A 12,939-nucleotide genomic window follows, 5' to 3' on the forward strand; every position below is an offset into this window, starting at 1 on the left:
TCGGCCGGCCGTACCGGATTGCCGGGCGGATCCTGCATGGGCAGAAACTGGCGCGCCAATTGGGCACGCCGACGGCCAACGTGCAACTCAAGCGCCGTCGTGTGCCGCTGACCGGGGTGTTCCTGGTGAGTGTCGACATCGACGGCAAGACCTGGCCCGGCGTCGCCAATATCGGCGTACGCCCCACGGTGCAGGGGGATGGCAAGGCCCATCTCGAAGTACACATTCTGGATTTTGCCGGCGATCTGTATGACCGGCGTCTGACGGTGGTTTTCCACCAGAAGCTGCGTGAAGAGCAGCGTTTTGCCTCTCTGGAGGCGCTCAAGACGGCGATCCATGCAGATATCGCCGCCGCCCGTGCCCTTGTCGCAACCAGCGCCAATCGCTAATGAAGAGCCTTAAATGACCGACTATAAAGCCACGCTAAACCTTCCGGACACCGCCTTCCCAATGAAGGCCGGCCTGCCTCAGCGCGAACCACAGATTCTGCAGCGTTGGGACAGCATTGGCCTGTACGGAAAGTTGCGCGAAATTGGCAAGGATCGTCCGAAGTTCGTCCTGCACGACGGCCCTCCGTACGCCAACGGCACCATCCACATCGGTCACGCGTTGAACAAGATTCTCAAGGACATGATCATCCGCTCCAAGACCCTGTCGGGTTTTGACGCGCCGTATGTCCCGGGCTGGGACTGCCACGGCCTGCCGATCGAGCACAAGGTCGAAGTGACCCACGGCAAGAACCTCGGCGCCGACAAGACCCGCGAGCTGTGCCGTGCCTACGCCACCGAGCAGATCGAAGGGCAAAAGTCCGAATTCATCCGTCTCGGCGTGCTGGGCGACTTCGCCAATCCGTACAGGACCATGGACTTCAAGAACGAAGCCGGTGAAATCCGCGCCCTGGCGAAAATCGTCGAGGGCGGCTTCGTATTCAAGGGCCTGAAACCGGTGAACTGGTGCTTCGACTGCGGTTCGGCCTTGGCCGAGGCGGAAGTCGAGTACGAGAACAAGAAGTCCTCGACCATCGACGTCGCGTTCCCGATCGCCGATGAAGACAAGCTTGCCGCCGCTTTCGGCCTGGGCAAGCTGGCCAAGCCGGCCGCCATCGTGATCTGGACCACCACCCCGTGGACCATCCCGGCCAACCAGGCGCTGAACGTCCATCCGGAATTCAACTACGCCCTGGTCGACGTCGGCGACAGGCTGCTGGTGCTGGCCGAAGAGCTGGTCGAATCCTGCCTGGCTCGCTACAGCCTGGTGGGTTCGGTGATCGCCACCGCGCCAGGTTCGGCGCTGGAGCTGATCAACTTCCGTCATCCGTTCTATGACCGCCTGTCGCCGGTGTATCTGGCCGAGTACGTGGAGCTGGGCGCCGGCACCGGGGTGGTTCACTCCGCGCCGGCCTATGGCGTCGACGACTTCGTGACCTGCAAGAAATACGGCATGGTCAACGACGACATCCTCAATCCGGTGCAGAGCAATGGCGTCTACGTGCCGTCGCTGGAGTTCTTTGGCGGCCAGTTCATCTGGAAAGCCAACCCGGCCATCGTCGACAAGCTGACCGAAGTCGGCGCGCTGCTGCACACCACCGTCATCGAACACAGCTACATGCACTGCTGGCGCCACAAGACTCCGCTGATCTACCGCGCGACCGCGCAGTGGTTCATCGGCATGGACAAGCAGCCAACCAGCGGCGACACCCTGCGCCAGCGTTCGCTCAAGGCCATCGAAGAGACCCAATTCGTTCCGGCCTGGGGCCAGGCGCGCCTGCACTCGATGATCGCCAACCGTCCGGACTGGTGCATCTCCCGCCAGCGCAACTGGGGCGTGCCGATCCCGTTCTTCCTCAACAAGCAAAGCGGCGAGCTGCACCCGCGTACTGTCGAGCTGATGGAAGAGGTTGCCAAGCGCGTTGAAGCCGAAGGCATCGAAGCCTGGTTCAAGCTCGATGCCGCTGAGCTGCTCGGCGACGAAGCGCCGCTGTACGACAAGATCAGCGACACCCTGGACGTCTGGTTCGATTCCGGCACCACTCATTGGCACGTGTTGCGCGGCTCGCACCCGATGGGCCACGAAAGCGGCCCGCGCGCCGACCTGTACCTGGAAGGTTCGGACCAGCACCGTGGCTGGTTCCACTCCTCCTTGCTGACCGGTTGCGCCATCGACAACCACGCGCCGTACCGCGAGCTGCTGACCCACGGTTTCACCGTCGACGAGGCCGGCCGCAAGATGTCCAAGTCCCTGGGCAACGTGATCGCGCCACAGAAGGTCAACGACACCCTCGGCGCCGACATCATGCGCCTGTGGGTCGCGTCCACCGACTATTCCGGCGAGATGGCCGTTTCCGACCAGATCCTGCAGCGCAGCGCGGACGCCTACCGGCGGATCCGCAACACCGCGCGCTTCCTGCTCTCGAACCTGACCGGTTTCAATCCGGCCACCGACCTGCTGCCGGCCGAAGACATGCTTGCGCTGGACCGCTGGGCCGTGGACCGCACCCTGTTGCTGCAGCGCGAATTGCAGGAACACTACGGTGAATACCGTTTCTGGAACGTCTACTCGAAAATCCACAACTTCTGCGTGCAGGAGCTGGGCGGTTTCTACCTCGACATCATCAAGGACCGCCAGTACACCACCGGCGCCAACAGCAAGGCCCGTCGTTCGTGCCAGACCGCGCTGTTCCACATCAGCGAGGCGCTGGTGCGCTGGATCGCGCCGATCCTGGCGTTCACCGCCGACGAGCTGTGGGAATACCTGCCGGGCGAGCGCAACGAATCGGTAATGCTCAACACCTGGTATGAAGGCCTGACCGAACTGCCGCAAGGCTTCGAACTGGATCGTGCGTATTGGGACCGGATCATGGCGGTCAAGGCAGCGGTCAACAAGGAAATGGAGATCCAGCGTGCGGCCAAGGCCGTCGGCGGCAACCTGCAAGCCGAAGTGACCCTCTACGCCGAAGAGGCGCTGGGCGCCGATCTGGCCAAGCTGGGCAACGAACTGCGCTTCGTGCTGATCACCTCGACCGCCAGCGTCGCACCGTTGGTGCAGGCACCGGCCGATGCCGTAGTCACCGAGGTAAGCGGCCTGAAGCTCAAGGTGGTCAAGTCGAGCTTCGTCAAGTGCGCCCGTTGCTGGCACTGCCGCGAAGACGTCGGTGTGAACCCGGACCATCCGGAAATCTGTGGGCGTTGCGTCGACAACATCAGCGGCAGCGGCGAGGTTCGCCACTATGCCTAATGCAGCGGGCCGTTTCGGTCGGTTGGGCTGGCTCTGGTTGAGCTTGCTGGTGCTGGTCATCGACCAGGCCAGCAAGTACTACTTCGAGAACGCTTTAACCATGTACCAGCAGATCGTGGTCATTCCCGACTACTTCAGCTGGACCCTGGCCTACAACACCGGCGCGGCGTTCAGCTTCCTGGCGGACAGTTCGGGCTGGCAGCGTTGGCTGTTCGCCCTGATTGCCATCGTGGTCAGCGCTGTGCTGGTGGTCTGGCTCAAGCGCCTGGGGCGTGACGAGACCTGGCTGGCGGTGGCGCTGGCGCTGGTTCTCGGTGGCGCGCTGGGTAACCTGTACGACCGGATTGCCTTGGGCCATGTGATCGATTTCATCCTGGTGCATTGGCAGAACCGCTGGTACTTCCCGGCATTCAACATTGCCGACAGTGCCATCAGCGTGGGCGCCGTGATGCTCGCCCTGGATATGTTCAAGAGCAAAAAAACCGGAGAAGCCGTCCATGACTGAGCAGCGTATCGCTCAAAACACTGAAGTGAAGCTGCACTTCGCCCTGCACCTGGAAAACGGCGACACCGTCGACAGTACTTTCGACAAGGCGCCGGCGGTATTCAAGGTCGGCGACGGCAACCTGTTGCCAGGCTTCGAGGCGGCGATCTTCGGTTTCAAGGCCGGCGACAAGCGCACCGTGGTGGTTCCTCCGGAAAACGCCTTTGGTCAGCCCAACCCGCAAAACGTGCAGACCATGCCACGCTCGCAGTTCCAGGACATGGAACTGTCCGAGGGCCTGCTGGTGATCTTCAACGACGCGGCCAACGCCGAGTTGCCGGGTGTGGTGAAAGCTTTTGACGATGCCCAGGTGACCGTGGACTTCAACCACCCACTGGCGGGCAAGACCTTGAGCTTCGAGGTGGAAATACTTGAAGTGAAGGCGGTTTAACGTTTAACAGCAATTACCGCACCCACAATACCTGTGGGAGCGAGCCTGCTCGCGAAGGCTGCGTCACAGTCGCCTCCGAGTTGACTGACCCACCGCATCGCGAGCAGGCTCGCTCCCACAGACACGAGGCACAGCATGCAAATCAAACTCGCCAACCCCCGTGGCTTCTGCGCTGGCGTGGACCGGGCGATCGAAATCGTCAACCGCGCCCTGGAAGTCTTCGGGCCGCCGATCTATGTGCGCCATGAAGTGGTCCACAACAAGTTCGTCGTCGAGGACTTGCGCAGCCGTGGGGCCATTTTCGTCGAGGAACTGGACCAGGTGCCGGACGACGTCATCGTGATTTTCAGCGCCCACGGCGTTTCCCAGGCGGTGCGTACCGAAGCTGCCGGTCGTGGCCTGAAAGTGTTCGACGCTACTTGCCCATTGGTCACCAAGGTCCATATCGAAGTGGCGCGCTACAGCCGTGACGGTCGCGAATGCATCCTGATCGGCCATGAAGGCCACCCGGAAGTCGAAGGCACCATGGGTCAATACGACGCCAGCAATGGCGGCGCGATCTACCTGGTCGAAGACGAAGAAGACGTGGCGGCCTTGCAGGTTCGCAACCCGGAAAAACTGGCTTTCGTTACCCAGACCACCTTGTCCATGGACGACACCAGCCGGGTGATCGATGCCCTGCGCGCGCGCTTCCCGGCCATCGGCGGGCCGCGCAAGGATGATATCTGCTACGCGACCCAGAACCGTCAGGACGCGGTCAAGCAACTGGCCAACGAGTGTGATGTGGTCCTGGTGGTCGGCAGCCCGAACAGCTCCAACTCCAACCGCTTGCGCGAGCTGGCCGAACGCATGTCGACCCCGGCCTACCTGATCGACGGCGCTGAAGATATGCAGCGCAGTTGGTTCGACGGTGTCGAGCGGATCGGCATTACCGCCGGCGCCTCCGCGCCGGAAGTCCTCGTACGCGGGGTGATCGAGCAATTGCAGGCCTGGGGCGCAACGGGCGCTGACGAGCTGGCGGGTCGCGAGGAAAACATTACGTTCTCGATGCCGAAAGAGCTGCGGGTCCGCTCCCTGCTTTGAGTCCTTTTTCACACAGGGCCTGCTCGGCTTTGACACTTTCCAGGCGGACGCGGCCGGAGGGCGCCAGGATCACCTGGTGATGGCTGACCGGCCCGCGTCTGGCGCAGACATGCAGTGTCCCTGCCTGGAACGCGCCGTCGGGGTGCAGGGCTTCCCCCTGGCCGCCGAACCTCACCCGGCGTTTCACTGGCGAGTTGCCAACCACCCGAGCATGACCGCTGCGCTCCCTCAGCAAGGTTTTCTCGTTGTCGTCCAGCGTGATCCGCCAGCCCTTGCCCCAATCATTGTCGATTCCCTGGATCAGGATGCGGCGGTTGCGCGTGATGGCTTCGCTGCGGGCAGAACGCAACCCGCGGATCAGCAACCGGGCGGTATCCTCGCGCTCGATGGACTCGATCAGCTCTTTGTAGCTTGCACCGGCCCACGGCAGAACAATTGCGGCAATCGCCAGTCCCATGAGCAGTTCGATCAGGCTGAAGCCCTGTTGATGCATGACGTCTCCTCCCTGGAGAGTGTGAAGCGGCGCGATTGTGCAAGGAGCCCAATATGGCAGGAAGCACTTTGTGGCGAGGGAGCTTGCTCCCGCTGGGCTGCGCAGCGGCCCCAAAATAGCGGCCGCTACGCGCTGGAGCGCCAGCACGGTCGAACGGGAGCAAGCTTCCTCGCCACAGGCGGTGGTTTGTTCTAGCGTGTAGAAGCAGGTATAGCCGACGGCAACGGAGGGCATCGATGGATCTTCGTACAAAAGGTTTCACGCTGATCGAGGTGTTGGTCGCCCTCGGCGTGTTGCTGATCCTGATCACCATGGCGGTGCCGTCGTTCACCGGCTCGCTGCAAAGTACCAAGGCCGATACCGAGATCGGCGACCTGCGCAGGGCCTTGAACTTCGCGCGAATGGAAGCGATCAATCGTGGCATCACCACGCGCATTCGTCCCACCACCCAGGGCGGAGCCTGGAGCGGTGAATTGATGGTGTATTACAACACTGGCAACCCGGCCAATCCGACCAATGTATTGCGGGTTGTTCCAGCGATGGGCAGTGGCGTGACTCTGACGCTAACCTCAGAAGTGACCAACATTGATTTCAACAACCTGGGCGGGTTATCGGCACCGACCACCCCGGTGGGCTTCAATTACGTGAGAGGGGCGCAGAGCAGGACGCTCAATGTCTGCCTCAATGGACGAATCGTATTGGGTGGAAATTGCGGATGAAGGATTGCAGTAAAACGGCGCAGGAGGGCATGACGCTCATCGAGGTGCTGGTGGCGATGCTGATTCTCGGCGTGGGTTTGCTGGGGGCGGCGATGGTCCAGCTCAATGCTCTCAAATACACCGACAGCTCGCGCATGACCAGCCAGGCCAGCTTCATCGCCTACGACCTGTTGGACCGCATCCGGGCCAATTCCGCCGCCGACTACACCATCACGCCGCCGAGCTCGCCGAACCTCAACGTGGCCCGGGACCAGGATCTTTATGACTTCAAGACCAACATCGTCGCTTTCGGCGGCGCCACGGCCACCGGTACGGTTGCGCTGAACCAGCGGGTCTACACCATCACCATTTCCTGGGACGACGCCCGGGCTGCCAACACGACCAACGCGGCCGAGGCGCGACGCAGCTTTGTGCTGACCAGTCGGGTCGCTGTCGATCCATTGGCGACGGCGCCATGAACCGGCATAGCCGGGGTTTCGGGCTGATCGAATTGATGATCGCGCTGGTCATCAGCCTGATCGTTGTGCTGGGCGTCGTGCAGATTTTCATCGCCGCGAAAAATACTTACGTAAGCCAGAGTGCCGCCGCGGTGATGCAGGAGGATGCACGGTTTGCCTTGAGCAAAATGGTTCAGGAAATTCGCATGGTGGGCATGTTCGGCTGCCTGGCGACGATCACCGATGCGTCGTCGAACAATGATTTCGCCGCCAGCCAGATCACCCCGATTCGCTGGGACAACGCCACCCGCAGGTTGACCCTGGTCACGGCGGATATCGGCAATAGCGGCAGTGCGCCGACCTGGACCATCGTTTCCGATTGCCGCAATACGGCCACCGCCTACACCGGGGCGCGAGCACCCGCGAGCGGGCAGATGGCCTTTCCGATCCGGCGGCTGATCTATGGTTTCAACAACAATCAGTTATTGCTGGGGAGCGGCGCTGGCAACCCGACCATGGCGGTGCTGGTGGATAACGTGCGGGCATTCGACGTGACCTTCGGCGTGGCCGGCAGCGCGACGGACATCGCAGCCACCAGCTACAGCGGCAACCCGAGCGACCCGGCGTTGATCCGCAGCGTGCGCCTGACGTTGACGCTGTTCGACCCGAAAAATACCGTGCGCGAGCAGACCTTCAACGTGGTTGCTGCCTTGCGCAACCGGCTGCTATGAGGGGGCGACTGATGGGTGCGACAGGTTTCGGGTATCGCCAGCGTGGCATGGCCTTGCTGGTCAGCCTGGTCTTTTTGCTGCTGCTGACACTGATTGGTTTGTCGTCGATGCAGAGCGCCACGCTCCAGGAAAAGATGACCAGCAGCGTCATGCAGCGCAACCAGTCGTTCCAGATGGCAGAGGCGGCGCTGAGGATCGGGGAAAGCGCGGTGCAGGCAGAAAATTATTCGCTGCCGGTCTGTACCGCAGCCCAATGCGCGCCACCGCCTGAGTCGGCAACAGTGACGACGGCGGGGCGCTATTCCTCGTCGGGCGTGCTCTGGGTGGCCGCTGCCGGTGGGTTTTACGGCGTGCAGAATATCGGCACAACCCTTACGGCAGTCAACGTGCCGCTCAATACCTCGGCGACGCTGTACCGGATCACGGCGGTGGCGGTGGTGGGCAACAACCAGCGCAGCGTAGTGGAGAGCATCTATGCGAAATATTAGGGTGCTTCGGAGCTGGCGCCAGGCGTTGTGGGGAGCGTTGCTCAGCCTTTACCTGACGGCCCCGGCCTATGGCTTCACACCGTCGGAATCGCCGCTGTTGAGTGCGGCGGCGGTGACGCCCAACGTGATGCTGCTGATCGATGATTCGGGAAGCATGAACAACATTATCTGGGCGGCGGGGTTTGATCCGGCGGCAACGCAACCACCGATTTCTATATGCACTGACGACAGAAGTTGTAGCAGCAGCAATAGGGCGCTGCTTGCGGCAAACGACGGGAACGTTTTGCTTGCGAGTCTGTTCCGCGGCGATTGTTTAAATGGCTGGTATGGCTTCTACCGAACTGGCTTTGGTCAGGTTTGCCTGCGGTTACCCGATCCGGTTGGCGGCGAGAATACTCGCTACACAGCTAAGTACTTATCTTATCTAGTCACCCTTGCCAACGGTTCAAGCCGGGACTTCACCAACGGCTCAATCCCAAGAGACTATCGAATAAACGTAGCAAGGAATGTTTCGACTGATCTGGTCGGCAACAATCGCTCCCTGCGCATCGGCCTTGCCACTTTCAATTCGCCCAACAGCTTCAACTCCGGCCCTGGCGGCTATATTGCTCGTGCGATCAGCGATCTGTCGCCGGTAAGTGGCAGTGTCACCCAGACGCAGGCGAATACTAACTACAGCGCCTTGATCAGCGCCATAAACGCTCTAGGCGCCGTCGCCAATACGCCGCTGGCTGAGAGTTACTACGAAGTCACTCGTTATTTCAGAGGTATGGCGCCTTATTACAACAACACCCCAAGTACCTATACCAGCCCGATTCAGTACCGATGCCAGAAAAATTTTGGCGTGGTGATCACTGATGGTTTGCCCACTTTTGACCGAACGTTTCCTACCGATGATCTGTCCGGGGGGAGCCGCTTGCCAAACTGGGATGGCATCAGCGCCAACGATGGCGCCGATCCCAGGGGGGACGGAGAGGGCGACACGCTGTACCTGGACGACATTGCCAAATTCGCCTTCGACATCGACATGCGTTCCACCGGCACCGACGTCACCGGGAAAAGCTGGGATGGAGCCGAATTCCGCCGGCAGTACCTCAATACCTACACCGTGGGTTTTGCTGTCACCAACCAGATGCTTTCTGACGCCGCTCGCTACGGTGCGGGCAAATATTATCCGGCCACCGACAGTGAAGGCCTGAACTCGGCCCTGTCGTCGGCCCTGAGCGATATCACCTCCAAGGCCGGTTCGGGAGGCGGCGGCACCAGCAATGGCGCGACGCTCTCCAGCACTTCCAGTTTTTACCAGACCACCTATGACCCCAGGGACTGGCGCGGCATCATCAAGGCATTCGGCTTCAATTCCGCTGGAACGGTGAACACCGCAGCAGCGCAGTGGACCACTGACACCGCTATCGTCCCCGGTGCCGCACCGCCGCTCTACCAGTCCTGGAACACCGCGACCAACGTGCCGGTGACCCTGGCCTACGGCAACTTTTCGCCGGCCCAGCAAACCAGCCTGAGCCAGGGCCTGCCCACGGGGATCACCGGCAGCGATCTGGTGGAATGGAGCAAGGGCGTCAACAAGACCGGGCTCAAGGTGCGCAGCGTCCTGCTGGGGGACATCATCAATTCGCCGCTGGTCCTGGCCTCGCCCAATGACCAGACCGCCTCGGACCTGCTGAATGACACCAGTTACAGCAATTACCTGACGACCAAGGCGGCAAACATGAGCAGCAGCCTGGTGGTGAATGGCAATGATGGTTTCTTCAGTGTCATCAACAGCGCCAACGGAACCCGCCGTTACGCATATATGCCGTCGACCGTGCTGCCTTCATTGCAACTCATCGCTGATCCCGGCTACATCAATGGCGTGAGTCATAAATTCCTCGTGGACGGGCAGGTTGCTGTATTCGATGCGCAACTGGGCAGTGTCTGGAAAACGCTGGCCCTGGGTGGCACCGGCGCGGGCGGCCGGGCGTTTTACGCGGTGCAACTGTTCGATGCAGCGGCAGGCAATGCGATCCGGGCCTTGTGGGAGATCAGCGCGCCGACCATCGCCAACGCAGCCAATGCCTTCAATGACCTGGGCTACGCCTACGCGCGCCCTGAAGTCGCGCGCCTTGCGGACGGTCGCTGGGCGGCGTTCATCGCCAATGGTTATGGCAGTAATACTGGCGTGGCGGCGCTGTACGTGGTGGACGTTCGCGATGGCTCGCTGATTCGCAAGATAGTCGTCAACAGCCCCGACTCCAATAACGGCCTTTCGTCGGTCAAGCTGCGGGTCAACGCCCAGAATGTTGTGCAGGCGGCCTATGGCGGGGACCTGAAAGGACGGATGTGGAAGTTCGACCTCAGCGCGACTTCGCCGAACACCTGGGGTCTGGCGTTTGCCGGCCAGCCGTTGTTCACCGCTCCAGGTGGGGCGACACAGCCGATCACCGCGCAACCGTTGCTGGCGGAGAACCCCCAGGGCGGCATCCAGGTATTTTTCGGCACGGGCAAGTTCAACGAGTCGGCGGACAAGCTCAACAAGGACCTGCAAGGTTTCTATTCGATCTGGGACGCTAGCGGTGGCGCCGGGCAGATCACCGTAGCGAACCTGCAGGCCCAGTCGATCACTAGCATTTTTTCCGGTACTACCGGGCAATTCGTGACCACCAGCCAGAATAACGTGGCCTATCCCACGCAAAAAGGCTGGTATCTGCCGCTGATATACAACAACGCGTTGACCGGCGAACGGGTGATCAACCCGGCCAGCCTGGTACTTGGGCGTGTTGTCTTCACCACCGCCGCCGTTGATACCACTGACCCATGCGCGAGCTTCGGTACCGGCAAGCTGATCGAAGTGGATGCGTTCAACGGTAAGATGCTCAACTACGCGGTGCTCGATACCAACAACGATGGTTCGATCAATACCCTCGACACGATTTCCGCTGGCGTAGTGTTCACGGGGGGGATCCCGACCTTGAGTGCCGTCGTCAGCGCCAATGGAGCAACCAATATGGTCGTGAATGACTCCGGTGGTGGAATCACCGACCTGCTGACCAAGTCCGTCGGTGGCAGCCGTCGTATCATGTGGCGGCAAATACAGTGAGGTAAGGCATGCGCAAATCCAACCGGGGTTTCACCTTGATCGAAATCATGATCGTCATCGCGATCATCGGTATCGTGATCACCATCGGCTATCCGAGCCTGACCGAATACATGAAGAAGGGGCGCCGGGCCGAAATCGCCGGACTGCTGTCGGAACAGGCGCAGATTCTCGAACGTCACTATTCGAAGACCAACGTCTATACCAACGCGACTGGCCTGAGCGCTGGCAACGATTTCTACACTATTAACCTGACGCCGACGGAGCAGAGCTTTACCCTGACCGCACTACGCAGAAGTGGCTCGTCCATGGCGACGGACAAGTGCGGTGATTTTACGATCGACAACACGGGCAAGCGGGGCAATATCAACGCCGCTGCCGGCGTGACCACCAAGGATTGCTGGGGTCGTTGAGTTTTTATCCGGGTGCGGACGAGCGCCCTCTGTCTTGTGAGTCGAAACAGAACATGACCAGGCAACAGCAAGTGGTGATAGTCGGCGGCGGAGTCATCGGCCTGTTGACGGCATTCAATCTCGCCTCCGAAGGCCAGCGGGTGGTGCTGCTGGACCGCTCCGGGCTTGGCCAGGAATCTTCCTGGGCCGGCGGCGGTATTGTTTCGCCGCTGTACCCGTGGCGCTATAGCCCGGCGGTCACCGCGCTGGCCCACTGGTCGCAGGATTTTTATCCACAGCTGGGTGATTCCTTGTTCGCAACGACCGGGATCGATCCGCAAGTGCATGTCACCGGCCTGTATTGGCTGGACCTCGACGACCAGGCTGAAGCATTGGCCTGGGCCGAGCGGGAAGGGCGTCCGCTGCGAACCGTGGATATCTCCGCGGTCCACGATGCGGTTCCGGTAGTGGGCTCGGGCTTCTCCCGGGCGATCTACATGGCCGATGTGGCGAATGTGCGTAACCCGCGGCTGGTGAAGTCGCTCAAGGCTGCGTTGCAGGCGATGCCGGGTGTCACGCTTCATGAGCATTGCGAAGTCAGCGGGTTCATTCGCGACGGTGAGCGTGTCATTGGCGTGAAGAGCTCAGCGGGTGAGATACGCGGTGATCAAGTGGTACTCGCCGCGGGTGCCTGGAGCGGCGAGTTGCTGGGGACGCTGGGGCTGACGTTGCCGGTCGAGCCGGTGAAGGGCCAGATGATTTTGTACAAATGCGCGTCCGATTTTCTCTCGAGCATAGTCCTGGCCAAGGGCCGTTATGCGATTCCGCGTCGTGACGGGCACATTTTGATCGGCAGTACGCTGGAGCATGAAGGCTTCGACAAGACGCCGACCGATGCGGCGCTGGAAAGCCTCAAGGCTTCGGCTCTGGAGTTGATCCCGGCGTTGGCCGACGCGGAGTTGGTGGGGCATTGGGCCGGGTTACGGCCAGGATCGCCGGAGGGTATTCCCTACATTGGCGAAGTGCCGGGGTTTGCCGGGTTGTGGTTGAACTGCGGGCATTACCGCAACGGCCTGGTGCTGGCGCCGGCTTCGTGTCGGTTGTTCGTCGACGTGATGTTGGGACGCAAGCCGGTGATCGATCCTGCGCCGTATGCACCGGCGGGGCGGCTGTAGGTTCGGCTTCCCTGTGGGAGCGGGCCTGCTCGCAAAAGCGGTGTAACAGCCAATGAAGATGTTGGAAATGCTGACCTCTTCGCGAGCAGGCTCGCTCCCACAGGGGAACGCAGCTGCGGCAGCAACCAAAAATCCCGTGGGGGGGGGGGGGGGGGGGGGGG

General features: G+C 61.3%; 13 protein-coding genes. 12 read left to right on the forward strand and 1 reads right to left on the reverse strand.

Translation table 11 applies throughout. From position 1 onward, the window contains the following. The 5 genes from ACE04F_RS19425 to ispH all read left to right on the forward strand — a co-directional run. A partial coding sequence (locus ACE04F_RS19425; protein WP_486109201.1) for a riboflavin kinase occupies positions 1 to 389 on the forward strand: 389 nt, incomplete at its 5' end. 13 nt (positions 390 to 402) lie between these two features. Beyond that, positions 403 to 3,234 (forward strand): isoleucine--tRNA ligase, encoded by a 2,832-nt coding sequence (gene ileS / locus ACE04F_RS19430; RefSeq protein WP_486109203.1) that lies wholly within the window; start codon positions 403 to 405, stop codon positions 3,232 to 3,234. Continuing rightward, positions 3,227 to 3,739, forward strand: a complete 513-nt coding sequence (gene lspA / locus ACE04F_RS19435; RefSeq protein WP_486109205.1) for a signal peptidase II — start codon at positions 3,227 to 3,229, stop codon at positions 3,737 to 3,739. Before ileS ends, lspA begins: the two co-directional genes overlap by 8 nt. After that, positions 3,732 to 4,169 (forward strand): FKBP-type peptidyl-prolyl cis-trans isomerase, encoded by a 438-nt coding sequence (gene fkpB / locus ACE04F_RS19440; RefSeq protein ID WP_486109207.1) that lies wholly within the window; start codon positions 3,732 to 3,734, stop codon positions 4,167 to 4,169. The genes lspA and fkpB overlap by 8 nt, the downstream gene beginning before the upstream one ends. A 135-nt stretch (positions 4,170 to 4,304) precedes the next feature. After that, complete coding sequence (gene ispH, locus ACE04F_RS19445) at positions 4,305 to 5,252, forward strand: 4-hydroxy-3-methylbut-2-enyl diphosphate reductase (RefSeq protein ID WP_305498716.1); 948 nt, start codon at positions 4,305 to 4,307, stop codon at positions 5,250 to 5,252. On the opposite strand, the gene ACE04F_RS19450 is transcribed toward ispH, so the two are convergent. Next, entirely contained in the window at positions 5,206 to 5,745 is a 540-nt protein-coding gene (locus ACE04F_RS19450) for a GspH/FimT family pseudopilin (RefSeq protein ID WP_486109237.1), read from the reverse strand. The genes ispH and ACE04F_RS19450 overlap by 47 nt on opposite strands. A gap of 236 nt (positions 5,746 to 5,981) precedes the next feature. Here ACE04F_RS19450 and ACE04F_RS19455 point away from each other — a divergent pair, with 236 nt between their 5' ends. From ACE04F_RS19455 to thiO, 7 genes are read left to right on the forward strand one after another with little or no spacing between them, the layout of a single operon-like run. Next, the gene (locus tag ACE04F_RS19455; protein ID WP_486109209.1) at positions 5,982 to 6,464 is read left to right on the forward strand and encodes a GspH/FimT family pseudopilin; all 483 of its coding nucleotides are present in this window, start codon (positions 5,982 to 5,984) and stop codon (positions 6,462 to 6,464) included. Beyond that, positions 6,461 to 6,922 (forward strand): type IV pilus modification protein PilV, encoded by a 462-nt coding sequence (pilV, locus tag ACE04F_RS19460; protein WP_486109211.1) that lies wholly within the window; start codon positions 6,461 to 6,463, stop codon positions 6,920 to 6,922. The genes ACE04F_RS19455 and pilV overlap by 4 nt, the downstream gene beginning before the upstream one ends. Continuing rightward, positions 6,919 to 7,632: a PilW family protein gene (locus tag ACE04F_RS19465; protein WP_305498724.1), complete on the forward strand. Its 714-nt coding sequence runs from the start codon at positions 6,919 to 6,921 to the stop codon at positions 7,630 to 7,632. Before pilV ends, ACE04F_RS19465 begins: the two co-directional genes overlap by 4 nt. A gap of 11 nt (positions 7,633 to 7,643) precedes the next feature. Continuing rightward, on the forward strand, positions 7,644 to 8,120 hold the full coding sequence (locus ACE04F_RS19470; protein WP_486109213.1) for a pilus assembly PilX family protein: 477 nt from the start codon (positions 7,644 to 7,646) through the stop codon (positions 8,118 to 8,120). Further along, the gene (locus tag ACE04F_RS19475; RefSeq protein ID WP_486109215.1) at positions 8,107 to 11,214 is read left to right on the forward strand and encodes a pilus assembly protein; all 3,108 of its coding nucleotides are present in this window, start codon (positions 8,107 to 8,109) and stop codon (positions 11,212 to 11,214) included. Before ACE04F_RS19470 ends, ACE04F_RS19475 begins: the two co-directional genes overlap by 14 nt. Before the next feature lie 8 nt (positions 11,215 to 11,222). Beyond that, the gene (locus tag ACE04F_RS19480; RefSeq protein WP_486109217.1) at positions 11,223 to 11,624 is read left to right on the forward strand and encodes a type IV pilin protein; all 402 of its coding nucleotides are present in this window, start codon (positions 11,223 to 11,225) and stop codon (positions 11,622 to 11,624) included. Positions 11,625 to 11,677: 53 nt separating this feature from the next. Next, positions 11,678 to 12,778 (forward strand): glycine oxidase ThiO, encoded by a 1,101-nt coding sequence (gene thiO / locus ACE04F_RS19485; protein ID WP_486109219.1) that lies wholly within the window; start codon positions 11,678 to 11,680, stop codon positions 12,776 to 12,778. Positions 12,779 to 12,939 lie beyond the last annotated feature (161 nt).

The organism is Pseudomonas sp. AGC41, from assembly GCF_057334555.1.